The following is a 25008-nucleotide window of genomic DNA, read 5'->3' on the forward strand; positions in this document are numbered from 1 at the left end:
ACGGCACCAACTCCACGTGCCATAATGGCAACACCCAAGACATTTCGAACGCAACATCGGCATGAAGCACCAAGACATGCGGCCTATTTCTCCGGGTCGCCTTTGGCTTCGTGGCCGGCAACTTCGTCGCCTCGGTCTTGCTCTATCCAGGACGGAATGTCGCTCGAGGGAATCAGCCGTCGCGGCAAGAAGGGATTGAGCGTGCCTGCAAACACGATCAATCCTTCATTGAACTTCTCTCGCGCGAAAGCCCGCGCCTCGGCTTCGCTTTCGAATGTGCGTGTCTCCCGTGGACTTCGCCGCTTCGGCAAGGTCCCACGCTTCTGCACCTCGAATGTGACATACCAGGTCTGCGGCATCCGCCAGCTTCCGGATCGCGATCAAGCAGACATCTGCCGGCGAACGATAATCGGTGAGATCATGTCGGCGTCCTAGTTGCGCCGCTCTTCACGGCGCTCCGTGCGCCCTGTACGCCTTTCCTGGCGGCGTTCAGTCCGGCCCGTGCGCCGTTCCTGACGCCGTTCGTGGCGGGCTCCCCGCCTCTCCTGGCGTCGCTCCATGCCGATCGTCTGCGCCGACACTTCTGTTCCTAACAGCACCGTGCCGGATGCCGCCAATCCGAATACAGCGGCCCAACCGAGCAATGAAAGAGCCCCGCGACGATCGATTCCGTCAGACCTTGACGTTTCACTCATGTCAGTTACTCCCGATCTTGAAGGACGTTTTGATTGGGCAATGCCCCGACGTGCACTCATTGATAGTGTCGATGGCGGGCGCCCCCCTCCAAAGATGCGACGATCGGAGACGCTCACCAAACCTGGTTGCCAAACCAGCCGTACTGCGGCGGCCGCGCGACGAGCCGGATATTTTTCTCGATGTGCCTCCTCGCACTTTTGTTTTGACGCTGCGGCTTCACATCAGCCTTTGTCGACGGACGCGCTGGCGGTCGTTCAGCATCGGCTGCTCCTAGCTGAGCAAAGGCCTCGCGCGCGCGCCTCTGTGAGACGTCGGCGCCCGGCAGGGCACCAGGCTCGACCCTGGCGATGTCGGTTGCGACAAACGTCGGCACGCTAGTGTCGAGAACGACCCGCTCGGGCAATTTCCAATCGGAATGGATGCGGATGGTCGCGGAGCGCGCGGCTCCACCGTGGATGGCAGGCCGATCCGGCACCAGTGCGTCCACAAGGAAGAGCATCGCGAGCAACGTACTGCCGACATAGAACAGATATCGTGAGATGGGCATTGTCGGCGCCATTGCCGCCGCAGATCTTCGTCTGGCAAGCAACGGGCCACGGCGGCAGAATTGGCGAAGCAATGCAACCTGCATGGCACGGCTGCCTAAATCGAGCCGCCGTTGCTTCCGCCGCGACGCCCCTGGTGAGCACTTGCCGCGGCATGGGCGGCGCTTCACTGGTAAGCGCCACGCAAGCTGCAGCAGGCCAATGTTCACCGTGTCCGAACGCGGCGTCGCTTGAGCCAGATCAACGAATTGATTTTTCGCAACACCGCCTCGCGTCGTATCGCACGGCTTGGTCAGTGGCTGTGACCTGCCCCTTGGTACAATGACCGGAAGGGCAATTGCAGAGGTGTGGCACGCAACGCAGAATTCTCACCGCGTACATCGAGCTTCTGGCAGGGAGGGCCGATGATGAGTCAATTCGAGCTGAGTTCGCGCGCGGCCCTTTGTCGGAGGCTTGCAAGGCAGGATCCGGCAAACCAAACCGTCTGGATGGCCGAGGCAAGAAGCTGGTCACGCTTGGCGGCCGAGAGGCTTCATGATGAGCACCGATTGAAAGGTGGCATCACCGCCCGACTGTTCTTCGCGTTCACCAGATTGATCGAGGCGCAACACGAGCCCACGAACGAACCGGCAGAGATGATGAAGAGCGGATCAAGAGGCATCATGCCGTCTCGGAGCTTGTCGCCGACTGCATGACGCATTCCCGCGAGAAGCGTTCGCTCGATTACATACCTGGCTCCAGTGGAGAGAGGGGCCGAGATCCCACGTGACAGCGCGCTTCCGATGCGTCCCCGCGCGATGCACATATCGGACGGCAGAGCGTCGTCATCCGGATTCACTTAACTTGATTCGAACTTGATCCGGCAAACTCGAAGACGAAGCGGATGCGATTTGTTTGAATCCCTTGATCTAAAGCAAGCCGCCGCCCCGGTGCTGCGTTGGTATTGTGGCGTTGAAGTTCATTTTTGGAGAACGTCCATGAAGTCGATAAGCGCAAGGAAGATTGCCGTTGCCGTCGCCGCGCTCGTATGTGGCACGACGCTGTCCATCGGCTGGACCGACCAAGGTGGAGTTTCGCTGGGGCTCGACAAGGCGCAAGCGGCGACGAGGTTGTACGTCACTCCCTATTATCGCGGACACTACTACACCAACGAGGGTCTGCCCTGGTACGCCGTGCGAGCCTATTACTTCGGCGGACCGTGGAGCTACGGCTATAGCGGCTGGACCGACTATGCGGCGCGCAACGGCATCGGGTGCGTCCCAGGCTCGCTGGTGAAGGGCGGCGATGGCATCATGTATGTGTGCCAATAGAGCTTGATGATGGCGCGATGGGCGGCGCTCATTAAGCCGCCTCTCGCGCCAATCTGCGCTCAGGAGATCGACGGCTGAGGGGGAGGATACCATGACCTATGTTCTGGTCGTCGTCAGCTGGCTCGGCGTCGCGAATGGCGCCGTCATATCGACACAAGAGTTTTCAAGCGCGGAGCGTTGCGAAGCAGCCCGGACGGCGCTGATGGAATACGCGAAAGCGCGCAGCAGCGACGAGACGCTGAGACCACTCTGCGTGCAGAAGTAAAGCTGTCGCTCCCGCTCCCATTCTGCTGGAAGCGTCTTCGCGTGTTGCCCGCGCTTAGCAGCTGCGTCGTTTTCTTGCGATTCCTTGACATTGATCAATGGTCCGCGCAGTGAACCATGGAGCGATCCAAATTCACTCTCACAGGACGGAGACCATCATGAAGCGTGGCATGCTCACAAGATTATCACTCGCAGGTGCCGTGATCGCCCTCGGCGTGTCCGGCTCAATCGACTGGTCGGCCGACGAAGGCCTTTCGCTCTCGCTCGGCCGGGCAGAAGCACGGGTCGGACGCCCCTTGACACCCGTGTCAGTGGCCGGCGTTGCACGGCGCACCACCAGGCGTGCGGTCGTGGGCGGCGCGGCAGTTGGTGCGGCCGCGGTCGGCACGGCGTGCGTCCGCGTTCTGGTCAATGGTAGCTACGTCTGCCGCTGATGGCTGTTGTTGCCAGTTTGAGCACCGCATCCTGCAGGAGGATGATCTTGCAGGATGTGCTGTTCAGGTCGAGCGTCGGATAGAGGCGAATAGCGCACGACGAGCCCAGATCAGGAAAGCACCGATTCTTGCAATGGTGGGCGCACCAGGCTCGAACCTGGGACCCGTTGATTTAGAGATAGCGACGGGTAGAGAACAATCAATAACTTACTGGTCGCATCGCTGGGCATATCCGGCCGAAAATGGGCATTCGTCGAAACATCATAGTGCTTCGTTGCATTGCCATCAGCGGCACCTTGATAGTCCGCCAAACGTCGCTGTTTTCTGTGCCAAACCTCGCGGCTGAGACGCCTGTGCTCTCCGGTATCAAAACGACACGAGATCTCCGGTTTCCGCTGCGCGCTTTATTGCGCCGATTACTTTGAGGGTTTTGAGCCCTTCGCGCCCGCTCACCACAGGCTCGGCCGTACCGCGGATAACCCCACAGAAATTTGCGATTTGCAGACCAAGCGGGTCTTCCTTCTCGTACTTCAGTTGCTCGGGCTCGATCGGCGTCCACCAGCTGGCCTTGCTCGGGTGATGCCACAGATCGAGTTGCGGAATCGCCAGCGATGCCCTGGTGCCGCCGATCTGGTAGCAGGTCTCCAGCGTATGGCTATAGGCCGGATTCTCTCCGGTGGTGAATTCCCAGCTCCAAGGCGACTGGATGGTATCGGAGACATTGACCGTTCCCAGCGCGCCGGAAGCGAAGTGCAGGATGATCACCGCGGTCTCTTCGACCGCATTTCCACGCAGCTGATTGGATTTGGCAGCCTGTACCGCGACGATATCCCCGCACAGATACCGCAACAGGTCGACATCGTGGATGAGGTTCAGGAAAATGGGCCCCGCCCCTTTCTCGCGGCGCCAGGACACCTCAAAATAATCGTCCGGCTTGATCAGCCAGAACATGCCATGCACCGATACGATCTGGCCGAGCCTGCCGCTGTCGATCTCCGCCTTGGCGCGCTGGATCATCGGGTTGTGGCGGCGGTGGTGGCCGGTTAGCAGCGGCACGCCCGCCCGCTCGGAGGCTTCGACCAACGTCTGTGCCGCCACGATATCATCCGCTAACGGCTTCTCGATCAGCGCCGGGATGCCCGCAGCGATACATTCCATGCCGTTGGCCACGTGCACCTGATTAGGCGTGGCGACAACCACCCCGTCTGGCCGATCTTCGGAGAGCAAGTCCTGAAAGGACGGAAACCAGTTCACGTTCAGCGAAACCGCCAACTCTCGCGCCGCCGGCGTCGGATCGACGATCGACGACAGCACCGCTTCCGGCCGCGCGAGAATGTGTTCAATGTGTCGCTTACCGATGAGACCTGCTCCCATGACCGTCAGGCGGACGGGTGCGCTCATGCAATGCTATCCCTTCTTCTCATCAAGAAGCTTTGCCACACGACGCAAGCCGAGCAGATAGCCCTGAGTACCGAAGCCGGCGATGACCCCATCAGCTCGTTTGGAGACGAACGAGTGGTGACGGAATTCCTCGCGCTTGTGCACGTTGGAAATGTGCACCTCGATCACTGTACCGTCAAACGTGTTCAGGGCGTCCAGGATGGCGACCGACGTATGGGTGAAAGCCGCGGGATTCATCACGATGCCGACAGCCGTCTCGCGCGCCTCGTGGATCCAGTCGATCAGCTCGTATTCTCTGTTCGACTGGTGAAAGCGCATCTCCAGCCCGAGCTCGATGGCCAGCCCCCGACAATCCCGCTCCACATCCGCAAGCGTCTCGTGGCCATAGATGTGGGGCTGGCGCTTGCCAAGCAAATTGAGATTTGGCCCGTTGAGGACGTAGACAAGACGACTCATGGAATAACTCCGTTCAGTGATGGGCGAGGATCTCGCCAAGGAACTGCTTGGTGCGAGCGTGCTGCGGATTGCGAAAGAAAGCGTCGGGCACACTTTCTTCGATGATCTGCCCTTCAGCCATGAAGATGACACGGTCGGCAACCTGGCGGGCAAAACCCATTTCATGGGTGACGCAAATCATGGTCATGCCGTCGTTGGCGAGGCCGATCATCGTGTCGAGCACTTCCTTGACCATTTCCGGATCGAGAGCCGAGGTCGGTTCATCAAACAGCATGACCTTGGGCTGCATGCAGAGAGCACGCGCGATCGCGACGCGTTGCTGCTGACCGCCCGAGAGTTGAGCCGGATACTTCTCGGCCTGCTCACCAATGCGCACCCGCTCGAGATATTTTCGCGCGGTCGCCTCCGCTTCGGCCTTGCTGATGCGGCGTGCGCGAATGGGCGCGAGCATGCAGTTCTGCAAGACCGTCATGTGCGGAAAAAGGTTGAAGCTCTGAAAGACCATGCCGACGTCCTGACGTACGACGTCGATGGCCTTGATGCTGTCGTCCAACCGATGACCGTTCACCACGATACTGCCCTGCTGGATCGCCTCCAGGCGGTTGATACAGCGGATCAGCGTCGACTTGCCCGAACCGGACGGACCGCAGCGCACGATCTTTTCGCCTCGGCGCACAGTGAGATCAACGTTGCGGAGAGCCTGGTACCCGCCGTACCATTTCTGCACGCCCTTCATTTCGATCAGGATCTGGTCCTGCATGGATTCGGCCTCCGTTATCGGACGGCGGCCAACGCTCCCAGCGCGTCGGCCGCTTGCAGTGACTATTGAACAGTGAACGGAACGCCGGGGACTGAGTCGGGGAAGATTGGCACGGGCGCCTTCATCCACTTGGCGTAGAAGCCGGCCAATTTGCCATTGGACTTGATCTCGTCGATGAATTTGTTTGCCGTCTCGTTCCACTCCTTCTCTTGCAGGCGCGTGCAGGCCCCGTTGTACAAGGCGGTGAAGTGAAGCTTGGGCTCGAATCCAAGTTCCGGCTTTGCAGCGTTCAGACGCTGCGGGTAGAAACTGTTTGCGCCGACCGCCTGCACCTGACCCGAGAGCAGCGCCTGGATCGTGGCCGCGTCGTCATCAAACCTGCGGATTTCGGCGCCCGCTGGAGCATTATTGGTTACCTGGGTGTCCTGCGTGGAGGAGCGTGGGACGCCAATAACGTACTTCCCCATATCGGCATTACTGTTGATCGGCGTTGCCTGGGCAGCGACAAGTGTAATCTCATTGGCAACATATGGCCTGGAATATTGTACCGCCTTCGCGCGCTCGGGCAACATGGCCATGGTCGCGAACAGAATGTCTACGCGGCCTGTGGTCAGCGCCGGAATACGATTGGCCACCGCCAGCGGGACGAACTCGGCCTTCACGCCGAGATATTCAGCGAAGGCGCGCCCCATGTCGGCGTCGATCCCGTCCTGCTTTCCTGAGCTGTCGACATAGCCCCAGGGCGGATTGTCGCCCTGGATGCCGATGACGACGACGCCCTTCTTCTTCACGTCCTCCAGAGTGCCCGCCTGCGAGCCGCCTGCGACAACGATGGCCGACAGCGTCAACAGTGCAATGCCGAAATGGCGGCGATTGAGCAAAAACAACATGAGTATCTCCTCCTGGTGATGGCTGTGTTTGATTGAGTAGGTGCGCCGAACCTACCTTTGACCGGCCAGGGCGAGCCTGGCCTCCACCCGACTGCCCCACCACGAGAGTGGCCAGCAGAGGATGAAATACATCGCGCCGACCACACCGAAGACGAGCAACGGCTGGTAGGTCTGGTTCGATACGATTTGACCGGCGCGGGCGAGTTCGATGAAGCCGACGATGGCAGCGAGCGAGGTGCCCTTGATGAGCTGCACGAGATAGCCGATGGTCGCCGGCAGCGCGATGCGAATGGCTTGCGGCAGCACGATGTCGCGCATGCGCGAGGAATAATGCAGACCGAGCGCCATGGCCGCTTCGTTCTGACCGCGCGGCACGGCCTGGATTGCGCCGCGCCAGATCTCGCCCAGAAAAGCTGAGGCGTTGACGGTGAACCCGATCGCGACCGCAACGAATGCCGACAGCTTCAATCCGAGGAGCGCCAAGCCGTAGTACACCACGAACAGTTGCAGCAACAGCGGTGTCCCCTGGAAGATTCCGATATAGATCCGGACCATCCATTCCACAGTCGTGCGACCGCAGGTGCGCAACAATGCGACGATCAGGCCGGCCGTACAGCCCCCGACGAATGCAACCAACGTCAGCAGCACCGTCCATTGCAGACCACGCAGAAGGAAGCCGAACTCGGGAAGACCGAAATGCGGTGTCATGATCTGTGCTCCTCAGCGCGTCGGATATGAGAAGAAGCGGTGGGAGATGATTGCGAAGCCCGACATCAGAAGCCAGGAGATCGCGAGGTAGAGGAAGGTGACGAAGAAATAGACCTCGAAGCTGCGGAATGTGTCGCTTTCAATGCGCTGCGCAACCGACGTCAGTTCATAGGCGGACACAGCCGAACAGATCGACGAGGTCAGCGTCAGCATGATGAACTGCCCCGTGAGCGAGGGATAGATCGCGCGAAGCGCGGGCTTGAGTACGATGGAACGGAATACCTGCCCTTTGTGCAGTCCGAGTGCGTAGCCGGCCTCGATTTGCCCTTTGTGAATCGATTGCACGCCGCCGCGGATGATCTCGATAGCGTACGCGCCTCCGTTCACACCGAGTGCGATAATGGCGGTGGCGGTCGGATTGAGCTTCACCCCGACGAGCGGCAATGCAAAGAACAGAAAGAAGATCTGCACCAGGAAGGGCGTATTGCGCACGATCTCGACGAAGCCGATCACGATGGCGCGCAACCAGGCCGCGTTCGCATCGCGGGCCGCGACACCCGCGACGCCGATGATCATGGCGAGCATCATGCCAGCAAGCGCCAAACCCAAAGTCCCCACGCATCCCCACAGCAGCGCGGGCATTGCGTGCCAAACCACCGAGAAATCGAGCGTGTAGCCCATCTTGCGTTTCCTCTCGGGCGTTGTGCGTGCCGCTCGCCCATCGGCCGGGTATCACCCTCCCAGGGATGCGAAAGTCGCGAAGAAGACGTCCGGATCAGGCGACACGCCCGTGAACAGGCGGAATGCTTCGGTGCCCTGGAAGATCGCCATGCCGCCACCATCGACCGTGCGGCAGCCGAGAGTCCGCGCCGCGCGCAGCAGTGCGGTCTCCAGCGGGAAGTAGATGATCTCGGCGACCCAGAGACCGGAACACAGCATTGCGAGCGGCAGCGGCGTTCCCGGATATTTGTCCATGCCGATCGGCGTCGCGTTTACAATTCCGTCTGCGGCAGCCACGGCCGCCGCGACATCCTGGCCGACCCTCAAGCGCCCTTTCACAAATCGAGAGGACAAGCCGACGACCACGCTCTGCGCCTTGGCCAGGTCGACGTCTATGATGATCAGTTCCTGCACGCCAAGCTTCATGAGCGCGAAAGCAACCGCCGCGCCCGCGCCGCCTGCGCCGAATTGCACGACGCGACCGAGTGGTGCACCTTGCATGTTGCGGCGGAAATTCTCGGCAAAGCCGAACCAGTCGGTGTTATGGCCGGTCATTCGGCCGTTCCTGACGACCACGGTGTTCACGGCGCCAAGCGCCTCCGCGTCGGGCGAAAGCTCGTCCAGCAGTGGAAGGATCGCCTGCTTGCAGGGATGGGTCACGTTCAATCCGTCAAAGCCCATCCGCCTTGCGGCCGTGAGCAATTCCGGCAACGCTTCGACGCCGAGGTTCAACTCGGTCAGATCGATCTTCTTGTAGAGATAGCGGATGCCGGTGGCGTCGGCGGCCGCTTCGTGCATGGGCGGCGTGCGAGACGCCGAGATGCCGCTGCCGATCAGGCCGACGAGAAAGCTGGGTTTGGGATGCATTGTCGGCGTCGCCCGTCAGCTCAATGGGACAGTCAATTGCGCGATGATCTGGGCCGTGCTCGGTCGGACGCCACGCCACCAGACAAAGGCTTCCGCCGCCTGCTCGACCAGCATGCCGACGCCGTCAGCCAGTTTGGCCACGCCTTCGGCGCGGGCCGCTTGCAGAAAGGGAGTCAATCCTTTGCCATAGGCGAGTTCGTACGCCAGCTCCGCGCCCTGGAAGACGTTGCCCGGAAGCGGCGGCATTTCACCTCGCAGGCTGGCAGAGGTCGCGTTGACCACGACGTCATAGCCCTCGGCAAGGTCGGCCAGTTCAGCGTAGCCGCTCACGATCAGGGGACCACAGCCGGCTGACTCTTCGGCCAATGCCACGGCTTTGGACAGCGTTCGATTGACAAGAACCAGCTCGGACGGTTGCTGGCGCAGGAAAGGCAGCAGCGCGCCTCGTGCCGCTCCCCCAGCGCCGAGCATCAGGACGCGCCGGCCGGCTATTTTGACGCCGAGATTGGCAGTGATGTCGCGTACCAGGCCGATTCCGTCGAAATTCTCGGCGATGATCCGATCGCCGTCGAATTTCAGGCAGTTTGCGGCACCTGCGCGTTTGGCGCTCTCTGAGAGCTCATTTGCGTAAGCGAAGGCATCAAGCTTGAACGGGGCGGTGATGTTCAGCCCCTTGGCGCCCTCCGTCCGGAATTGATCCACCCGTACGCTGAAGCCATCGATGGGCCCCTCGATCGCCTCATAGACGAGATCCTGGCCCGTCATTTTCGCGAAATTGCCATGGATGAAAGGTGACTTGCTGAAGCCGATCGGATTGCCAATCACCGCATAACGATCGCTCATCGCTCACTCCTGCACGGCAGCTTCGTTGTAGAGCACGCCGTCGCGCACCATCGTGTCGACGGCTTCGGCCGACAGTCCCAGCGATGCCGCGATGCGGCGATTGTCCTGCCCAAGCAGTGGTGCCGGAGCGCGCACCGTGGTGTCGCAATCGGAGAACCGGAACGGCAGATTCGGCAGCGTCACCTTGCCGAGGACCGGATGCTCCTGTTCGACCAGCATGCCGCGCGCGTGGACCTGTGGATCATTCACGACCTCTTCGATGGTCTGCACGGGAGCGGACGGCACACCTGCTTCCTCGAGTGCCGCAAGACACGCATCTCGAGATGGCTGCAATAGCGTCCAATTGCGCACAATCTCCATGGCTTCAGCATAATGGGCGTTCCGCGCAGCGGGCTTGGCGAAGCGCTCGTCCGACGCCAGCGTGTCCCCTCCAATCAAGCTCGCCAATCGTCGCCACGCATCATCGACTTGCGCAGCAATGACGAGATTGCCGTCCTTGGCCGGAAAGACGCCGTAGACCGTCGAATCCGGCTGTCCGCTGCCGGTCTGCTTCGGCAGGTCGGCGCCGCCGGAGAGGAAGTAACGCTGAACCGCATAGTCGTGCATCGAGACCATGCAATCGTACAGCGCCAGATCGATATGTTGGCCGCGCCCGGACGACGCGCGGCCAACTAGCGCCGCATTGATCGCAGCCACCCCGTGAATGCCGGTATACATGTCGGCCAGCGGCATCCGCAGCAGTGGCGGCGCTTCGCCAGGATTGCCCAATTGCGCCAGGGCCCCCGACATCGCCTCTGCGATCAGGCCGAAGCCCGGACGATCGGCATAGGGACCGGTGTGACCATAGGCGGAGACCGAACAATAGATCAGCTTCGGATTCCGCGCCGATAGCGCTTTGTAACCAAGCCCGAGACGTTCGAGTGCGCCGGGTCGGTAATTCTCGATGAAAACATCGGCTGTGTCGACCAGCTTCATCATCATATCGAGACCACGCTCGTCGCGCAGGTCGATGCAAAGTCCCTGCTTCCCCATATTCTGCTGCAGGAAGTAGCCGGATTGTCCGTCCTTGAAATATCCATGAGCCCGGCCTGCGTCGCCGCCCTTCGGACGCTCCACCTTGATGACCTCCGCGCCCATCGCGGCGAGGCAACGGCCCATGAACGGGCCGGCCAGGAAATGACTGTAGTCCATGACGCGAATGCCTTTGAGCGGCAGATCTTGCGCGGTCATGCGCGCTCTCCCGCGACGCCGGTCTTCAGGCGCATCGGAATCATCAGCCGATGCTCACCGAGCTGCACCACTTCGCCGCGCTGATTAATCAGCTCCGAGGGCAGCACAACGATGCCCCACCCGTCCCGCTTCGTGGCGCGCATTGAACCAACGCGGAACTTCACGTGCACGGTATCGCCGAGCTTGATGGGCAGCTTGAAATCCCACGTCCAGCCCAGCGACATTCCCGGAAGGAAGCGGTAGTCGGCACGGGTCTTCAAACCGTCGGCCAGCGACAGACCAAACAACCCGTGCGCGACGCGGGTGCCGAATGGCGTTGTCTTCGCGTACTCCTCGTCGACATGGACCGGCGTGAAATCGCCCGTCAGTTCGGCGTAGGCATTCACCATTGCTTCGGTGACCGTCACCGAGGGCGTGACGCATTCGTCACCGACCTTGGCATCGTCCCAGTAGCGCTCATCGGTCATGTCGCGTTTTCCTTAGGCCCGTGGATTGATTGCCAAGGCGCCTTCCACAGCGCCTGCGCTGGCTTGCAAGATCTCGACGTTGAGCCCGCCCGGCAGTTCGAGCCAGTTCGCCCCAGCGGGCAACGCCTTGGCGCCCCAAGCGGCAGCACGGGTGAGCACACCTTCGTAATCGTCGACCATGATGCCGAGATGGGCGAGACGCCCCTCAGGTCCGACGAAATTTGGATCCTCGATGAGTTGCACGCTTCCGACCATCCAAACCTGGCGCGGGCGTGCACCGTCGGCGGGTTGCTCGTCGCGAATGGCGAGACCAAGCACCTCACGAAAGAAGGCGACGTGACGATCAACGTCCGGCACACGGATCGCGACGTGCTCGACATAGGCGCGGGGCAACGACATCGTCTCAGGACTTTCCAGGATAGTCGCTGCGGGCGTATTCGATGCCCTTGACCAGCGCGACGAGGGTGGAATTGACCGGGGTTGGCACGTTGAGCCTGGCGCCCCAACGCACGACTGAGCCGTGGATGTAGTCAACTTCGGTCAGATTGCCGGACTGCAAGCTCTGCAGCATCGACGTCTTGAACTCGGGCGGCAGGCCAGCGGATGCCATCGTCCAGGCGCGTCGCGGGTCGGTAATCGAGATCTTCACGCCAGCAGATTGCGCAACCGCGATGCTCTCTGAGATTGCGGCAAGCGCACAATCTTCCAGAATCGATAGCGAATAGAGGCCGCCATAGGTCAGCCCGGTAACGGCGGTAATTCCTCCTCCGGCGACGTTGATGAACAACTTGTCCCACATCGTGCCCAAAATGTTGTCGCTGAGCAGGGTGAGGATGCCGGCACGATTAAAAGTCTCGGAAATTCGATGCGCACGTTCCGTCAAGCGACCATCAAGCTCGCCGATGATGGTCTCCTTGCCGATGACCCCGGAACGAACATGACCAGGGCCGAGCAGCACGCCGCCGACGTAAGTCTTGCCCGCCATGACCCGGTCACGACCAACCTCCTCCGACAGGATGTCCTCGTGACCAAGACCGTTCTGAAGCGACATCACGACCGTCCGCGGCCCGATGATCGGCGCCGCGGCACGGATGGCATCCCGCGTGTGGTAGGATTTGACGAGGACAATGACGAGGTCCGCCTCTACGCCAACCTGGGTCGCGGAACTGCACGCAGTGACCTTCACAACGGTCTCGGCGCCCGCTTCGAGCAACCGTAGGCCATCGACATTGATAGCGTCGACATGAGCCTGGAACGGATCGATCAGCCAGACCTCGGCCCCGCCGCGCGCCAGCGTACCGCCGATGGTCGAGCCCAAGGCTCCCGCTCCGATAAAGCAGATCCTCATCCGAACGCTTCTCCCGCGCCTTTCTCTGCGTTGAAAGCACGGTAGCCGGCCGCTCGATATTTAGATATATTATGATCTTTATAGCAGTTATTGTGAATCGCAATGAAGCACCAGGATCCTATCGAGGCCAACCTGCTGGACCCGCGCCTGCTCAGGCTGTTCGACGCATTGTTCGCAACGGGTAGCGTCACCAAGGCAGCCGAGAAGCTCGGTCAAAGTCAGCCGACCATTTCGATCTGGCTGGCGCGTCTGCGAAAGGAATTGGACGATCCGCTCTTCGTCCGGTCAGCAGACGGCATGCTGCCGACGCCGCGCGCAGAGGCTCTGATCGGCACCGCGAGGCAGGCGCTGGAGATGCTGCGTCGTCTGGCCGAGCTTCGCAGCGACTTCGATCCGACAACCGCGAAACGCCGTTTCGCCATTTGCATGACGGATGGAAGTCACGTCACGCTGCTTCCCTCCATTCTCGCTCAGGTCCGTCGCGTTGCGCCTGGCGTTCGTATCGAGGCGACACAGATCGGCCCTGACACCCCAAGAATGCTGCAGTCCGGCAAGGCCGATCTGGCGCTCGGCTACATCTCGGATCTCGACGCGGGACACTTCCAACAGGCACTGTTTCCGCAGGATTGGGTCTGCCTGGCGAACGCGAAACATGCTCGGATCCGCGACCGCATCGCGGCAAAGGATTTCAGGCGTGAGGCACACGTCCTCATTCGCTCCGGCACCGGGCATCAGTTGTTCGCCGCCGCGCTGCAGGAGCAGAAAATAGTCCTAGACGTTGGGCTGGAGCTACCCGGCTTTTTGGGATTGCCTGCAATCGTCGGGACGACTGACCTGATCGCCACCCTTCCAAGGCACATTGGTGAAACGCTGGCTCACTATTACGGACTGCGCGTGCTCGACTGCCCGTTGGCAATCGCCGGATTTACGGTGAAGCAATATTGGCACGCCCGCTTCCATCACGACCCCGCAAGCCAATGGCTGCGTGGCGTCTGCGCCGACCTTTTCCAACAGCAGGAAGTACGGGGTCTATATCGTTCCGGTCGACCAAAGAAACGAGAGCCTCGCGATTTGCAGTCGTAATGGAGCCCTTGCTGAGGTCGGCTTTCGGCCTCCTCGCCATATGACCGAAGCTAGACGCCCGCTTTGCGCCGCATTTGGTCGCAGACGTAAGGCTGCCCCCAGCGTCGTTGCTGCCGACCAATTCACGCGAATGTTCAGTGGGCTACCATCTGGAGTGCCAAATCGTAGACGATCGTAGCTCGGCGTATGAAATCACGGTCCGTAGTAGCGCGGGAGCGAATCGAACCCCTGCCGAACAATCCGGTTTGATTCTGCAGCAGATGGTGGGCTCAGCCGCCGGCCAGCGCGGTGTCTCTCGGATCAATTGCCGCATATACGGCCGAATCGAAACATTCCCGCAATCCGGTTAGCCTAAAGTTAGAGACGTCCAGTATTCCGTTTGGTGGGATTGACGGTTTTTACTCGCTGCCGAGGTCCGCCAGACCTCCGAAGGTTAGCACTCGTAGTTCTGCCTCTCTAGACGCGGTCAGTCGCTGCTACGGGGCCGATTAGGGCGGTGATGTCGTAGGATGAAGGCGCGTATCGAGCGCGAACGCTTCCTGAAGGTGCAGCTGGTACGCGCCTTTCGCCCTGGTCGGATCGAAGATTAAATTCCAGCTGTGATTGGACACCACACCTGGGATCACGACGAATTTGTGCTTGGCCAAGAGCGCATCCCCGAACGCCTGCTGGCCTGCGCCTGGGATTCCCGGTCGCAGCCAACGCAACGGGCGTGGCTCAATTCTTCGGTGCAAACGCTTCGGTCGCCGCCTTCATGGCAGACTCGCCCATGCTTTTGGTTTGCTCGGTGAGCAATCTCATTTGCGCCTGAAAGAAATCAGATTGAATCTCGAGGGCGTCCTTCATGTCCTTGGCCTGCATGAGCTTGTCGCCGAGGTCGAACGTCGCGGTGACGTTGCGCTGCATGTAGCCGCAGAACTCCTTAGCGCCGCTTGCAATCGGCAGCTTCGAGGCACTTAAGCCCATTTCCAGCTGCTCGAAATACTCGGCGTTGGCCTTGCGCAGGCGAAGAAGCGTCTCGGCGAGCATGGTGCGGATACCCGCTGCGGATGGATTGCTATCGGCCATGGTGTCATTCCTCCTTGTTACGCAGCAAGTCCCCCGAACCACGCACCAAAATAGCCGGCGTAGAGCGCGGGCATTTCAAGGTTCATCGAATGTCCGATACCGGGCACCACGACGAGGCGACAGTCTGGCATTGCCGCGGCCATCGCATGAAGATCGGCGGGGGGGATCCAGCCGTCCCGTTCCCCCCACAATACCAGATGCGAATGCCCGATCTCGGGCATGCGGCTCTCCAATTCCCGGCTCTCCCGCTCGCGCGTGAGATTGACGGGTGTCCCGATCCAGATGCCTTCGGAGACGCCGAAGCTTTGTTCGATGATCCGCTCGAACAGCGCCTGGATGTCCGCGCCCCCTGGACGGAATTGCGGGACCTTATTCGGCGCCATGCTCTCTGGGATAAACAGGGATGAGGCCGCGGTCGCCATCACCGAACGGGTCAACTCTTTGCTCGCCATCATGGCCCGAAACAGTCCGATCTGATCGGTATTGAAGGCCATGCCCAGCGGCGTAACCGGATCAAGCGCGAACACCCGTCCGAAACGGCGCGGTTGCATCAGCAGCATACGGGCCGCAATGATGCCGCCGGTCGAATGCGTTGCAAGATGGCAATAGTTGATATCCAGAGTGTCGAGCGCAGCCAGCATGTCCTTTGCGTGCTGCAGCATCGTGTAGTTGGTGTAATCGACCGCAGGCTTCGGCCGGTCGCTGTCGCCGCAACCGCGCCAGTCGATGCCGATGACGCGAAGACCAGAAGGAAACAGCGGGGCGGCGAGCTCGATCCAGTCCTTGCTGGCGAGATTGCCGTGGATGAAGACGACAGTGACGTCGCCTCGTCCCCACTCTCGCCAGCCCAGCTCGACTTCGCCCGCCTGCACCCTCGGCATGGACCGGTCCTACTTGTTCAGGCCGGCAGTGGGCGCGGCGCCGGCCGGCGTCGGTGCCACCGGCAAAGCAGAAACCACCGAGCCCTTGATCATACGATCGGTCCCGACCGGCGATGACGTGTCGACGCTTCCGCGCGTCACGAAATCCACGACATCTACCGGGTATTCAACCGGGTTGTCCGTGTGGATAAAGTGCCCGGTCTCCGGATAAATCTTGAGGATCGGCCGATTGCCCGCATTGGTCATGCGTGTCATGAAGGGCGTGATGGCATCGCGTCCGAGATCCGTCAGCCCATTGAATGCGGGCGTCGGGATGAACGGCTCCTTGTCGCCGAAGGCGAGGAAGATCGGAGCCTTGATCTGCGTGAGCCGCTCGTACAGGTTCTTCGGATCATCCTGCTGGAGCTCCGCTCCGATCGTGTAGACGTCGTAGATGAACACGTTGCACCACTGCTCGAGCTCCTTCGGATTGCCCTTGGTCAGTCCGACGCGCTGCTCTGTGTGGAGCCGGGCGTATTCACTGTCGCTGAAGAAATAGCCACTCTTCGCCGCAGAGACCGCACCTGTCTCAGGGTCGCGTTTCTTGAAATAGAAGAAGTCGCGGATGTTTTGCTCGTCGCGTGCCTTCTCGGCCGCCAGAATGCCGGTCTGATCCCAGGTCGCCTTCCACTTGTCGAAGTCATGATCGAAGGCCGGATCAAACAGCGGTGCCTTCTTGCCCTTGGCGATGGTGATCTCACGCGGATATTCTTCGAGGCCGGACGGCGCCTCCAGCGCGAGGCCCTGCACTGCATCCGGCCAGGTCAGGGCATAACCCATCACGAACTGCCCGCCGAGCGAATGGCCGAGATAATACGCCTTCTTGACGCCGAGCTGGTTGACGACGAGATCGTAGATGACCTCGCGCATGTCCTGCATGGTGCGCGCCGGACTCTTCTCGAGATTGCCGGGTCCGGACATACCGTAGTGCGGCAGGTCGGGCACGATCACGCGCAAGCCGCTACGCAGCGCATATTGCATGATGTTGCCGTAGTGCCCGCCGAACGCGCCTTTGCCATGGACGATCACAAGGATCTTCGGATCCTTCTCCGTGCCGGCATATTCATCCATGTAGCCGATCTGCCAGGAATTGCCGCCCTTGTCTTTGGCATTGGCGTACTTGACCGGATAGGGATACGTCACGAACTCTTTCCAGAACGATTTCTTAGGGTCGATGCTCTCGGCGACGCCGGGCACGCGATAATTCTTGTCAACGAATTTCTGCGCGCGGTCGAGGCTCGCCACATCATCCATGAAGGCAACGAACTTCGGGTCATTCTTGCGCTGGTTGATGATCGGAAACACACCATAATGGGCGACCGGGCTTTCCTGAGCAATAAGGTCCGCACCAGGCACGCGATCGACTGCCTTCTGAGCCAACTTGAAGTTCAGCCACAGGTCATTCGTGATGTGCATCACCAGCGTTCGCGCTTGAATGCGGCCGAGATAGGGGTTGATGTTATGCGTTTCGCCGACACGGTTGCGCCAGACCAGGTCGACCGCATCGTAAAGCTTGGCACGGTTGACGACGTTCAAGGCCGCCTTTTCGTTCGGGGGGTCCCAATAAAAGATTTCGGGCTGGACGGCGCCCCAATTCTGGGTCGTACGGAACGCAAAGTCATAGCCAGTCATGCCGAGGATCGACCAGCCGAACGCCACGCCCGGCATCGGATGCTTCTCCTTGGGCAGCTTGTAATAATCACCTTTCGTTTCCTGCCACACCGCATCGGATTCGATCGCCGCGGTCATCATCTGGAATGTCCAGTTGCCGACGGGATCTTCCCCATCCGACTGCGTGGTGCCACCGATCGGCATCAGTGCGCCGATATATTCGGGATGCATCACGCCCCAGACATAGGTCTGCGTGCCGCCCATGGAAACGCCTGACACCAGCGCAACGCGCGCGACCTTCAGCCCGTCGCGCAGCATCCGGTAATTGGCCTGAACCATGTCATAGTAGCTGTACTGCGGAAACTTTACGCCGAGACCATCCGACGGTTTGCTGGCGCCCCAGGTTCCGAGCGGATCGACCATGATGACGTAGTAGCGGTCCGTATCGATCGGCCGGCCCGGGCCAATAATTGGCACGGTGCCTGACAAGGCTGCTCCTTTGACCCACTGCTCGTACATGTCGGTGGCGTCGCCGGAATAATACGAGTTGATGACGACGGCATTGGTGATCTCGCCGGCGGCGTTGCGCCGCGGCGTACCGACCGCGATATAGGCGGTGTGCAATTTCCCGGCGCCGAGCGATTCGAGCGTGACGCCGCCCTCGCCGCCATTCTCCCACTTCGAGGGATCGGCGAGATCGTACTTGCCGCCAAGTCGGAAATTCGCGATCTCATAGGTCTTCTTCAGCCCGTCATGCTGCATCTGCGACGAGCGGCGCGTGAAGGGCTGCGCAACCGCGATCGATGTCCCGATCAATAGCAACAGCAGGCTGATGAGATATCGCCGCATGACTTGTCTCCCGATCATGGCGAATTCCTCCGGCGGGCTTTGATTTTGCCAAACGCTAGGAGCGGACGCGGCGCGACCTTTGATCTAGCGCAAGGGAATTCACACTGCCCGCGCGAGTGTCTTGGCACCGAATTGCATGCCGGGTCGCCACGATGCCATTCCTCACCCACGGCTCCTACCGGATCCGGTATGAGCTCGACGGTCCTGTGACGGCCCCGGCCTACGTGTTGGTCAACGGACTGACTCAATATTCCGAACTGTGGACCGCTTATCGCGACGCGCTCGTCGCACGGGGATTTCGCGTTGCGACATTCGATCTGCTCGGCCAGGGCGCCTCCGACAAGCCTACGCTTTTCATCAACCAGGACGACCATGTCCTTGCGCTGCATCGCCTGATCGAGATGCTCGGCGAAGGTCCAGTCTTCCTCAGTGGAATTAGCTTCGGCGGCCTGATCGCGCTGCGCTACGCGATCGAGTATGGGGCGCGCCTCTCAGGTCTGGTGCCAATGAGTTGTTTTGCCGAGCTTTCGCCTCAACTTCTCCTGATCGGCAACGCATTACGCACCGGCCTAATTCTGGGTGGAACTGGGTATCTCCAGGATCTGCTGCTGCCGATGAATCTGTCCGATGAATGGTTGAAGCCGCTGTTGGATAAGCTCGACGGTGTCAAGCGGCAGGGCTGGCTGGTCAATGACCTCTACGCGCTGCAGAACCTGATGGAGTCGTTCCTCGACTTCCAGCCGCTGACGCCGCAACTCGCCTCGATCGCCGTTCCGACCATGATCCTGAACGGAGAGTTCGACTTCCTGACGCCACGTGCCCTACACGAGACCCTGCGGGTCGAAATTCCCAACAGCGCACTCGTAATCATCCCGGGGGCCTATCACGCTTTCACGTTGGAGAAGGGCGCGCTCACAGCCGACCTGCTCGCGCGCTTCGCCGATGACGTGCTGGCCGGACGCTGGCAAGGCAACAAGGCGGTCTGGATTGCGCCCGAAGATCCTGGTGGTGAGCTCACTCCATTTCCCGCCGGCTACGACCATCTGCGTGCCATCCCCGTCCAGAGGACCCGGGCATGAGCGGACTTCTCGGACCACTCGACTCCGAAGGCCGCGTGCCGCACGGCCAGCAGACCCGCGTCGCCGCTTTCCTGATCTCGGCCCATGGCGCTCTCGCAAGGCAATTCGCCCTCGCCCTGCCGGCGAAGTTCGAAGCCGGCTGGCAAACAGAATTGAATGCTCAGTTCTACCGAGAGAGCGAGATGGTCTCACTTCTGATGCGCGCAACCACATGGGTGCCGGATCTCGCTCTGGGCTATATGGCCATATCTTGGGAGGCCGCCTGGCTTCCGACGCCGAACGAAGGCATCGCCGATCGCCCTCTTTGGCAAGCAGTCCACCTCGCCACGCTCGCGCATGCCGTTCACGCCGGGATCCGGCCAGCGGCGTTACTACCGCTTGAGGCAAACCCGAATGACCCCTTCGTGATGGCGTTGCGCCGCATCGAGTTCGAGAGCGGGCGTCTGTTGCAGGCGCAGATCCTATTCCTGAAAGGTCCCGACCTGTTTCCCTTCCGAGGCACCGTCAGCACAGTCCTGGAAAGCCGACACACCGAACTGCGCAAGCTCTGGCACGACACGCTCGCGAGCGTGGGAATCGTCCGCGAATGATGGAGAGCCTTGACGCAGATCAAAGCAGCGCGACTTCCGCCCTCCAGCATTCATTGACCGCCCTGCACCCGCCGACCGGAGTTCTCCCTCATGAAGGCCATTTCCCTCGAAGAAGCCGTCGCAATGATCCCGGTCGGCGCGAGCGTCATGGTCGGCGGATTCATGGGTGTCGGAACACCGGAGCGCCTGCTCGACGAGGTGGTGCGGCAGAAGAAGGGCGGCCTGTCGCTGATCTGCAATGATGCGGCGATCCCCGGCAAGGGCGTCGGCAAGCTGTTCGATGCTGCGCTGGTCGCGCGATTGACCGCAACGCATATCGGTCTCAATGCGAAGGCACAGCAACAGATGCTGGCAAGCCAGATCGACGTTGACCTAGTACCCCAGGGAACCTTCGTCGAGCGCATTCGTGCGGGGGGATGCGGGCTGGGTGGAATTTTGACGCCAACCGGCGTCGGCACGCTGGTTGCGCAGGGCAAGCGCGAGATCGAAGTCGACGGAAAGCCTTTTTTGCTTGAGACAGCCTTGCGTGCACAGTTCGCGCTGGTGCACGCCTTCCTTGCCGACTACCTCGGCAACTTGGCGTACGCACTGACTTCGCGCAACTTCAATCCAGTCATGGCAATGGCCGCCGACACCGTGATCGTCACGGCGGAGAACATTGTGCCAGTCGGCGTGATCGCGCCCGACCACGTCGTGACCCCGGCGCCGCTCGTCGACTACCTCATTACAAACGGGTGACGACATGGATCCGCAAATCATCATCGCCCGGCGCGTCGCCAAGGAGCTTCGGAGCGGCGACCTCGTCAATCTCGGCATCGGCATCCCGACGCTGGTCGCGAACTACGTTCCAGCGGACCTGAAGGTATTCTTCCAGTCGGAAAACGGCCTGATCGGAACAGGGCCTATCCCCGAGCAAGGCCTGGCGCATCCGACGCTCACGGACGCAGGGGGGCGCCCGATCAGCGCGCTGCCCGGGGCCTCGACCTTCGACAGCGCGATGTCGTTCGGATTGATCCGCGGCGGCCATGTCGACGTCACGGTGCTTGGCGGCCTTCAGGTCGATTCCCATGGCCATCTCGCCAACTGGATGATCCCGGGCAAGATGGTTCCTGGCATGGGCGGCGCCATGGATCTCGTCAGCGGCGCGAAGCGGGTCATCGTCGCCATGCAGCACGCAGCAAAGGGCAAGTCGAAGATTGTTGCGAAATGCAGCTTGCCGCTGACCTCGGCGCGGCCGGTGAATCTGGTCGTCACCGACTTGGCTGTGATCGGCTTTGCCGACGGCAGGGCGACGCTTCTTGAGACCGCGCCGGGCGTCACGATCGGCGAAGTGATGGCTGCGACGGAAGCCGACCTGCTCGTCGGCGACCATGTCCCGGAGATGATGATCTGAAGGTGATGGACATGCGGATATTCGGCGATTTCGATGAGATAAGATCCGCGGTCGGCACCGAAATCGGCGCCAGCGAATGGATCGAGGTGACGCAGGACCGGATCAACAAGTTTGCGGAGGCGACCTGCGATGAGCAGTGGATCCATGTCGACCAGGAGCGCGCAAGGACGGAAATGCCCGGCGGCACCACGATCGCCCACGGTATGTTGTCTCTGGCGTTGGCGCCGATGTTCATCCGCTCTGTAATGGGGTTGAAAGGCCTCCGCAATACCCTGAACTACGGCGCCGACAGGATCAGGTACCTTTCACCGGTCCCGGCGGGTTCGAAGCTGCGCGGCCGCGTCAGTGTTGCTGAGACGGAGGACGTGCCTCCCGATGGGCTGCGCGTGAACTATCATCTGGTCATCGAGATCGAAGGCGGCAAACGACCGGCCTGCGTCGCCGAGTTGATCGCCCTGCACTATCGCTGAGCCGCGTCCCGTCCTCCTCAGTCGATGATGTGATAACCGCCATCAATATAGAGAACGCTTCCCGTAATGAGCTTGGCCCCGTCGAGCGCGAGAAATGCCGTGGCATTGCCGACCTCGTCAATGCTGACGAGACTGCGCGAGGGCGCCTTGGATTGCGCCTTGTCCATCAGTTCGTCGAATTCGGGAATGCCTGATGCCGCGCGCGTGGCCAGCGGTCCGGGCGAAATGGCGTGCACGCGGATACCCTTTGGGCCAAGCTCGGCGGCGATGTAGCGCACCGAGGCCTCGAGCGCAGCCTTGGCTACACCCATCACGTTGTAATTCTCCACCACCATCTGGCTGCCGTAATAGGTCATCGTGAACATGGTGCCGCCGTTCTTCATCAGCGGCTCGGCCAGATGCGCCATGCGCATGAAGGACCAGCAGGAGACCTCCATCGTCTTCAGGAAGCCGTCGCGACCGACGTCCACCACACGTCCGTGCAAGGCTTCCTTTGGTGAGAACGCGATCGAGTGCAGCAGGAAATCGAGCTGGCCCCAGTCCCTCTCGACCCGGGCAAATACTTCTTCGGTCTGCCCCTCCGTCATGACATCGAGCGGCATGAAAATAGACGCCTCAAGTGCCTGGGCAAGAGGCTCGACGTGCTTCTTCGCGCGGTCGTTCAGGTAAGTGACGGCTAGATCGGCACCAAGCGCACGAAAGGCCTTGGCGCATCCCCATGCGATCGACTGGTCGTTGGCGATGCCCACGACGAGGCCTTTTTTTCCCTTCAGGGCAATCTTGGTATCCGGAAATACGGGAATCATGATGCCCTCTCCTGTCGTTGATTGGTCGATGTTCTGTTCATCAGCACTGACAAAGTGTGCTGCGCGATCATCAGCTCCTCGTCGGTCGGCACCACATAGACTGGAATGCGACTGTCGGGACCCGAGATCAGCTGTGAGTGGCGCGTATTCTCGGCTTGATTGAGGGTGACGCCCAGCCACGCGAGCTGGCCGGCGACATGCGCGCGAATTGTTGCGGAATTTTCGCCGATGCCGGCTGTGAACACAAACGCGTCGAGCCCCTGCAGCGCTGCGGCAAGCATCCCCGCATTGAGGCCTATGCGATAGCTGAAATATTCGATCGCCAGTCTGGCTCTCGGATCCTCACTGCCCTCCAGCTCCCGCATATCGTTGCTGACGCCGGATAGCCCCTTCAAGCCGCAATCGCGGTAAAGGAAATTCTGGATGTTGGAGGCTGACATCCCCTTCTCCGAAATGAGATAGAGCACCACCCCGGGGTCGATCTGACCAGGGCGGGTTCCCATCGGAAGCCCGTCGAGAGCGGTGAAGCCCATGGTGCTTTCGACGCTTCGTCCCGCGCTGAGAGCGCACATCGAGGCGCCGCTTCCAAGGTGAGCAACTATCACGCGCCCATTCGCGATTTTCGGCGCGACCTTTGGCAAGGTCCTCGCAATGTATTCGTAGGAGAGACCGTGGAAACCGTAGCGGCGCACGCCCTCGGCATAAAGCTGATGCGGGATCGCATAGTGATCGGCCACCGCGCTATGCGTTCGGTGAAATGCAGTATCGAAACAGGCGACCTGCGGAAGCTCCGGGAAATTGCCGAGAATCGAGCGGATCGGCGCCAGATTATGGGGTTGATGCAGCGGCGCGAGCGCGATGAACCGCTCCAGCCGGGTCACGACACCATGATCGAGCTGGATCGGCCGATCGTAGTCCGGGCCGCCGTGAACGACGCGATGACCGACCGCGATCGGATGAATGCGTTGCTCGTCCCGCAACCAGGCGCCGGCAATGTCCATCGCGGCTGGAACATCCGGCACCGCCTCGATCGGATAGGCCCGATCCGCCACCGAATCGCCGGTGGAGCCACTCGCGCGCAAACGCGGGCGGCTGCCGATCCCATCCATCTGCCCTTTCAGCTGTCGCCGCAGTATTCCTTCGCCCTCGATCGAGTAGACTTGGAACTTGACGCTGGAGGAGCCGGCGTTGACCACAAGGATGGTGTCCATGGCGTTCACGCGGCAATCGTTGGAGCACGCCGGCGCCGGGCATGGGCATACAGCGCTGCGACCGCGCACGAGGCCATCCGCGCACGCGCCGAATCCGCGCGTGAGGTCAGGACGACCGGGACCCGGGCTCCGAGCACGATGCCCGCGCCGTCCGCCTTGGCGAAATAGGCGAGATTCTTTGCCAGCATGTTGCCGGCCTCCAGGTCCGGAACGACGAGGATCTGAGCGCGACCGGCGACCTCGGACTTGATCCCCTTGATGCGCGCCGCCTCCACGTCGATGGCGTTGTCGAAAGCCAGCGGTCCGTCGAGAATCCCTCCGGTGATCTGCCCGCGGTCCGCCATCTTGCAGAGTGCTGCCGCCTCGATCGTAGACGGAATTTTCGAGGTCACAGTTTCAACTGCTGACAGGATTGCCACGCGCGGCGACCTGCCGAATCCAGCTTCCACGTACAGATCGATCGCGTTCTGGATGATGTCGCGTTTGGCGTCCAGATCAGGGAAGATGTTGATGGCCGCGTCCGTCACGAAGATGGTCTCGGCATAGGCCGGCACGTCCATCACGAAGACATGGCTGATACGCCGATCGGTACGCAAGCCCCCGGCCTTCGCGGTGACGGCGCGCATCAATTCGTCGGTGTGCAAGCTGCCTTTCATTAACAGCTCACCTCGGCCGGCGTGGATCAGCTCTACCGCCTTTGCAGCGGCTTCATCGCTATGTGCTGCGTCAACAAGCTCGAAGCCCGCGATGTCGAGACCGTACCTGGCGGCCGTATCCCGGATCTTCCCTTCAGGTCCGACCAGGAGCGGCCGGATAATGCCGGCCTGTGCACTATCGACAGCGCCGCGCAATGAGCTTTCATCGCAGGGATGCACGACGATAGTTGGGGCCGCAGGCACGGCCTGCGCGGCCGCGATCAGACGGTCGTACTTGCTCGGGGACTGCGCCTGCGACGTGTCGGCTGACATGAGCCGGTTCCTTCCAGACAG

30 protein-coding genes and 1 pseudogene are annotated in these 25008 nt (G+C 61.0%); 10 read left to right on the forward strand and 21 right to left on the reverse strand.

Annotated features, from left to right (window positions below; genetic code table 11):
* Positions 1-83: 83 nt before the first annotated feature.
* Both AC0L21_RS08940 and AC0L21_RS08945 read right to left on the reverse strand, forming a co-directional pair.
* A complete protein-coding gene (locus AC0L21_RS08940) occupies positions 84-359 on the reverse strand; it encodes a hypothetical protein (RefSeq protein ID WP_473260311.1) in 276 nt (91 codons plus the stop codon).
* Between the two features lie 449 nt (positions 360-808).
* Positions 809-1327, reverse strand: a complete 519-nt coding sequence (locus AC0L21_RS08945; RefSeq protein ID WP_473260313.1) for a hypothetical protein — start codon at positions 1325-1327, stop codon at positions 809-811.
* 318 nt (positions 1328-1645) lie between these two features.
* Here AC0L21_RS08945 and AC0L21_RS08950 point away from each other — a divergent pair, with 318 nt between their 5' ends.
* From AC0L21_RS08950 to AC0L21_RS08965, 4 genes are all read left to right on the forward strand, one after another.
* A complete protein-coding gene (locus AC0L21_RS08950) occupies positions 1646-1936 on the forward strand; it encodes a hypothetical protein (RefSeq protein WP_473260315.1) in 291 nt (96 codons plus the stop codon).
* A 282-nt stretch (positions 1937-2218) separates the two neighbouring features.
* Entirely contained in the window at positions 2219-2551 is a 333-nt protein-coding gene (locus AC0L21_RS08955) for a hypothetical protein (protein WP_007592996.1), read from the forward strand.
* 91 nt (positions 2552-2642) lie between these two features.
* Positions 2643-2816 carry a hypothetical protein gene (locus tag AC0L21_RS08960; RefSeq protein WP_473260317.1) on the forward strand — a complete coding sequence of 58 codons (174 nt, stop codon included), beginning with the start codon at positions 2643-2645 and terminating at the stop codon, positions 2814-2816.
* A 157-nt stretch (positions 2817-2973) separates the two neighbouring features.
* Complete coding sequence (locus AC0L21_RS08965; RefSeq protein WP_085351254.1) at positions 2974-3249, forward strand: hypothetical protein; 276 nt, start codon at positions 2974-2976, stop codon at positions 3247-3249.
* Between the two features lie 366 nt (positions 3250-3615).
* Here AC0L21_RS08965 and AC0L21_RS08970 read toward each other — a convergent pair whose 3' ends face one another.
* From AC0L21_RS08970 to AC0L21_RS09025, 12 genes are all read right to left on the reverse strand, one after another.
* Complete coding sequence (locus tag AC0L21_RS08970; protein WP_473260321.1) at positions 3616-4650, reverse strand: Gfo/Idh/MocA family protein; 1035 nt, start codon at positions 4648-4650, stop codon at positions 3616-3618.
* A 6-nt stretch (positions 4651-4656) separates the two neighbouring features.
* On the reverse strand, positions 4657-5106 hold the full coding sequence (aroQ, locus tag AC0L21_RS08975) for a type II 3-dehydroquinate dehydratase (RefSeq protein ID WP_473260323.1): 450 nt from the start codon (positions 5104-5106) through the stop codon (positions 4657-4659).
* 13 nt (positions 5107-5119) lie between these two features.
* Positions 5120-5866 carry an amino acid ABC transporter ATP-binding protein gene (locus AC0L21_RS08980; protein ID WP_473260325.1) on the reverse strand — a complete coding sequence of 249 codons (747 nt, stop codon included), beginning with the start codon at positions 5864-5866 and terminating at the stop codon, positions 5120-5122.
* A gap of 62 nt (positions 5867-5928) precedes the next feature.
* Positions 5929-6756 carry a transporter substrate-binding domain-containing protein gene (locus AC0L21_RS08985; protein WP_473260328.1) on the reverse strand — a complete coding sequence of 276 codons (828 nt, stop codon included), beginning with the start codon at positions 6754-6756 and terminating at the stop codon, positions 5929-5931.
* Positions 6757-6807: 51 nt separating this feature from the next.
* Positions 6808-7464, reverse strand: coding sequence for an amino acid ABC transporter permease (locus tag AC0L21_RS08990; RefSeq protein WP_473260330.1), 657 nt, complete (start codon positions 7462-7464; stop codon positions 6808-6810).
* 12 nt (positions 7465-7476) lie between these two features.
* A complete protein-coding gene (locus AC0L21_RS08995) occupies positions 7477-8145 on the reverse strand; it encodes an amino acid ABC transporter permease (protein ID WP_473260332.1) in 669 nt (222 codons plus the stop codon).
* A 51-nt stretch (positions 8146-8196) separates the two neighbouring features.
* Complete coding sequence (locus AC0L21_RS09000) at positions 8197-9051, reverse strand: shikimate dehydrogenase (RefSeq protein WP_473260335.1); 855 nt, start codon at positions 9049-9051, stop codon at positions 8197-8199.
* Between the two features lie 15 nt (positions 9052-9066).
* Entirely contained in the window at positions 9067-9894 is an 828-nt protein-coding gene (aroE, locus tag AC0L21_RS09005; RefSeq protein ID WP_473260337.1) for a shikimate dehydrogenase, read from the reverse strand.
* A gap of 3 nt (positions 9895-9897) precedes the next feature.
* Positions 9898-11124, reverse strand: a complete 1227-nt coding sequence (locus AC0L21_RS09010) for a CaiB/BaiF CoA transferase family protein (RefSeq protein WP_473260339.1) — start codon at positions 11122-11124, stop codon at positions 9898-9900.
* The gene (locus AC0L21_RS09015; protein ID WP_473260341.1) at positions 11121-11591 is read right to left on the reverse strand and encodes a MaoC family dehydratase; all 471 of its coding nucleotides are present in this window, start codon (positions 11589-11591) and stop codon (positions 11121-11123) included. The genes AC0L21_RS09010 and AC0L21_RS09015 overlap by 4 nt, the downstream gene beginning before the upstream one ends.
* 12 nt (positions 11592-11603) lie before the next feature.
* Positions 11604-11990, reverse strand: coding sequence for a VOC family protein (locus AC0L21_RS09020; protein WP_473260343.1), 387 nt, complete (start codon positions 11988-11990; stop codon positions 11604-11606).
* 4 nt (positions 11991-11994) lie between these two features.
* A complete protein-coding gene (locus AC0L21_RS09025; RefSeq protein ID WP_473260345.1) occupies positions 11995-12939 on the reverse strand; it encodes a ketopantoate reductase family protein in 945 nt (314 codons plus the stop codon).
* 102 nt (positions 12940-13041) lie between these two features.
* Between AC0L21_RS09025 and AC0L21_RS09030 the strand changes: the two genes are divergently transcribed.
* Positions 13042-14022, forward strand: a complete 981-nt coding sequence (locus AC0L21_RS09030; RefSeq protein WP_473260347.1) for a LysR family transcriptional regulator — start codon at positions 13042-13044, stop codon at positions 14020-14022.
* Positions 14023-14510: 488 nt separating this feature from the next.
* Here AC0L21_RS09030 and AC0L21_RS09035 read toward each other — a convergent pair.
* The 4 genes and pseudogenes from AC0L21_RS09035 to AC0L21_RS09050 all read right to left on the reverse strand — a co-directional run.
* Positions 14511-14738: pseudogene (locus AC0L21_RS09035) on the reverse strand (RES domain-containing protein); the annotation flags it as partial.
* A gap of 1 nt (position 14739) precedes the next feature.
* Positions 14740-15090 carry a phasin gene (locus AC0L21_RS09040; RefSeq protein WP_473260350.1) on the reverse strand — a complete coding sequence of 117 codons (351 nt, stop codon included), beginning with the start codon at positions 15088-15090 and terminating at the stop codon, positions 14740-14742.
* A 17-nt stretch (positions 15091-15107) separates the two neighbouring features.
* The gene (locus AC0L21_RS09045; protein ID WP_473260352.1) at positions 15108-15971 is read right to left on the reverse strand and encodes an alpha/beta fold hydrolase; all 864 of its coding nucleotides are present in this window, start codon (positions 15969-15971) and stop codon (positions 15108-15110) included.
* Between the two features lie 9 nt (positions 15972-15980).
* Positions 15981-18488, reverse strand: coding sequence for an alpha/beta hydrolase (locus tag AC0L21_RS09050; RefSeq protein WP_473260354.1), 2508 nt, complete (start codon positions 18486-18488; stop codon positions 15981-15983).
* A gap of 134 nt (positions 18489-18622) precedes the next feature.
* Between AC0L21_RS09050 and AC0L21_RS09055 the strand changes: the two genes are divergently transcribed.
* From AC0L21_RS09055 to AC0L21_RS09075, 5 genes are all read left to right on the forward strand, one after another.
* Positions 18623-19549: an alpha/beta fold hydrolase gene (locus tag AC0L21_RS09055; protein ID WP_473260356.1), complete on the forward strand. Its 927-nt coding sequence runs from the start codon at positions 18623-18625 to the stop codon at positions 19547-19549.
* Positions 19546-20139 carry a hypothetical protein gene (locus AC0L21_RS09060; protein WP_473260358.1) on the forward strand — a complete coding sequence of 198 codons (594 nt, stop codon included), beginning with the start codon at positions 19546-19548 and terminating at the stop codon, positions 20137-20139. Before AC0L21_RS09055 ends, AC0L21_RS09060 begins: the two co-directional genes overlap by 4 nt.
* A gap of 90 nt (positions 20140-20229) precedes the next feature.
* Positions 20230-20877 carry a CoA transferase subunit A gene (locus tag AC0L21_RS09065; protein WP_473260361.1) on the forward strand — a complete coding sequence of 216 codons (648 nt, stop codon included), beginning with the start codon at positions 20230-20232 and terminating at the stop codon, positions 20875-20877.
* Between the two features lie 4 nt (positions 20878-20881).
* A complete protein-coding gene (locus AC0L21_RS09070; protein WP_473260363.1) occupies positions 20882-21532 on the forward strand; it encodes a 3-oxoacid CoA-transferase subunit B in 651 nt (216 codons plus the stop codon).
* Between the two features lie 11 nt (positions 21533-21543).
* Positions 21544-22002 carry a MaoC family dehydratase gene (locus AC0L21_RS09075; RefSeq protein ID WP_473260365.1) on the forward strand — a complete coding sequence of 153 codons (459 nt, stop codon included), beginning with the start codon at positions 21544-21546 and terminating at the stop codon, positions 22000-22002.
* A gap of 17 nt (positions 22003-22019) precedes the next feature.
* Here AC0L21_RS09075 and fabI read toward each other — a convergent pair whose 3' ends face one another.
* Genes fabI through AC0L21_RS09090 form a run of 3 tightly spaced genes read right to left on the reverse strand, consistent with a single transcriptional unit; the run spans position 22020 to position 24987 of the window.
* A complete protein-coding gene (gene fabI / locus AC0L21_RS09080; RefSeq protein WP_473260367.1) occupies positions 22020-22808 on the reverse strand; it encodes an enoyl-ACP reductase FabI in 789 nt (262 codons plus the stop codon).
* A complete protein-coding gene (locus tag AC0L21_RS09085; protein ID WP_473260370.1) occupies positions 22805-24019 on the reverse strand; it encodes an acetate/propionate family kinase in 1215 nt (404 codons plus the stop codon). The genes fabI and AC0L21_RS09085 overlap by 4 nt, the downstream gene beginning before the upstream one ends.
* A gap of 5 nt (positions 24020-24024) precedes the next feature.
* Positions 24025-24987 (reverse strand): phosphate acetyltransferase, encoded by a 963-nt coding sequence (locus AC0L21_RS09090; RefSeq protein WP_473260372.1) that lies wholly within the window; start codon positions 24985-24987, stop codon positions 24025-24027.
* Positions 24988-25008: the final 21 nt, after the last annotated feature.

The sequence above is a fragment of the Bradyrhizobium sp. WSM4873 genome, from assembly GCF_055811355.1.

Bases quoted from the DNA above. Each gene is read 5' to 3' on its own strand.
- AC0L21_RS08940 (WP_473260311.1), bottom strand. From the start codon at position 359: ATGCCGCAGACCTGGTATGTCACATTCGAGGTGCAGAAGCGTGGGACC.
- AC0L21_RS08945 (WP_473260313.1), bottom strand. From the start codon at position 1,327: ATGCAGGTTGCATTGCTTCGCCAATTCTGCCGCCGTGGCCCGTTGCTT.
- AC0L21_RS08950 (WP_473260315.1), top strand. From the start codon at position 1,646: ATGATGAGTCAATTCGAGCTGAGTTCGCGCGCGGCCCTTTGTCGGAGG.
- AC0L21_RS08955 (WP_007592996.1), top strand. From the start codon at position 2,219: ATGAAGTCGATAAGCGCAAGGAAGATTGCCGTTGCCGTCGCCGCGCTC.
- AC0L21_RS08960 (WP_473260317.1), top strand. From the start codon at position 2,643: ATGACCTATGTTCTGGTCGTCGTCAGCTGGCTCGGCGTCGCGAATGGC.
- AC0L21_RS08965 (WP_085351254.1), top strand. From the start codon at position 2,974: ATGAAGCGTGGCATGCTCACAAGATTATCACTCGCAGGTGCCGTGATC.
- AC0L21_RS08970 (WP_473260321.1), bottom strand. From the start codon at position 4,650: ATGAGCGCACCCGTCCGCCTGACGGTCATGGGAGCAGGTCTCATCGGT.
- aroQ (WP_473260323.1), bottom strand. From the start codon at position 5,106: ATGAGTCGTCTTGTCTACGTCCTCAACGGGCCAAATCTCAATTTGCTT.
- AC0L21_RS08980 (WP_473260325.1), bottom strand. From the start codon at position 5,866: ATGCAGGACCAGATCCTGATCGAAATGAAGGGCGTGCAGAAATGGTAC.
- AC0L21_RS08985 (WP_473260328.1), bottom strand. From the start codon at position 6,756: ATGTTGTTTTTGCTCAATCGCCGCCATTTCGGCATTGCACTGTTGACG.
- AC0L21_RS08990 (WP_473260330.1), bottom strand. From the start codon at position 7,464: ATGACACCGCATTTCGGTCTTCCCGAGTTCGGCTTCCTTCTGCGTGGT.
- AC0L21_RS08995 (WP_473260332.1), bottom strand. From the start codon at position 8,145: ATGGGCTACACGCTCGATTTCTCGGTGGTTTGGCACGCAATGCCCGCG.
- AC0L21_RS09000 (WP_473260335.1), bottom strand. From the start codon at position 9,051: ATGCATCCCAAACCCAGCTTTCTCGTCGGCCTGATCGGCAGCGGCATC.
- aroE (WP_473260337.1), bottom strand. From the start codon at position 9,894: ATGAGCGATCGTTATGCGGTGATTGGCAATCCGATCGGCTTCAGCAAG.
- AC0L21_RS09010 (WP_473260339.1), bottom strand. From the start codon at position 11,124: ATGACCGCGCAAGATCTGCCGCTCAAAGGCATTCGCGTCATGGACTAC.
- AC0L21_RS09015 (WP_473260341.1), bottom strand. From the start codon at position 11,591: ATGACCGATGAGCGCTACTGGGACGATGCCAAGGTCGGTGACGAATGC.
- AC0L21_RS09020 (WP_473260343.1), bottom strand. From the start codon at position 11,990: ATGTCGTTGCCCCGCGCCTATGTCGAGCACGTCGCGATCCGTGTGCCG.
- AC0L21_RS09025 (WP_473260345.1), bottom strand. From the start codon at position 12,939: ATGAGGATCTGCTTTATCGGAGCGGGAGCCTTGGGCTCGACCATCGGC.
- AC0L21_RS09030 (WP_473260347.1), top strand. From the start codon at position 13,042: ATGAAGCACCAGGATCCTATCGAGGCCAACCTGCTGGACCCGCGCCTG.
- AC0L21_RS09040 (WP_473260350.1), bottom strand. From the start codon at position 15,090: ATGGCCGATAGCAATCCATCCGCAGCGGGTATCCGCACCATGCTCGCC.
- AC0L21_RS09045 (WP_473260352.1), bottom strand. From the start codon at position 15,971: ATGCCGAGGGTGCAGGCGGGCGAAGTCGAGCTGGGCTGGCGAGAGTGG.
- AC0L21_RS09050 (WP_473260354.1), bottom strand. From the start codon at position 18,488: ATGATCGGGAGACAAGTCATGCGGCGATATCTCATCAGCCTGCTGTTG.
- AC0L21_RS09055 (WP_473260356.1), top strand. From the start codon at position 18,623: ATGCCATTCCTCACCCACGGCTCCTACCGGATCCGGTATGAGCTCGAC.
- AC0L21_RS09060 (WP_473260358.1), top strand. From the start codon at position 19,546: ATGAGCGGACTTCTCGGACCACTCGACTCCGAAGGCCGCGTGCCGCAC.
- AC0L21_RS09065 (WP_473260361.1), top strand. From the start codon at position 20,230: ATGAAGGCCATTTCCCTCGAAGAAGCCGTCGCAATGATCCCGGTCGGC.
- AC0L21_RS09070 (WP_473260363.1), top strand. From the start codon at position 20,882: ATGGATCCGCAAATCATCATCGCCCGGCGCGTCGCCAAGGAGCTTCGG.
- AC0L21_RS09075 (WP_473260365.1), top strand. From the start codon at position 21,544: ATGCGGATATTCGGCGATTTCGATGAGATAAGATCCGCGGTCGGCACC.
- fabI (WP_473260367.1), bottom strand. From the start codon at position 22,808: ATGATTCCCGTATTTCCGGATACCAAGATTGCCCTGAAGGGAAAAAAA.
- AC0L21_RS09085 (WP_473260370.1), bottom strand. From the start codon at position 24,019: ATGGACACCATCCTTGTGGTCAACGCCGGCTCCTCCAGCGTCAAGTTC.
- AC0L21_RS09090 (WP_473260372.1), bottom strand. From the start codon at position 24,987: ATGTCAGCCGACACGTCGCAGGCGCAGTCCCCGAGCAAGTACGACCGT.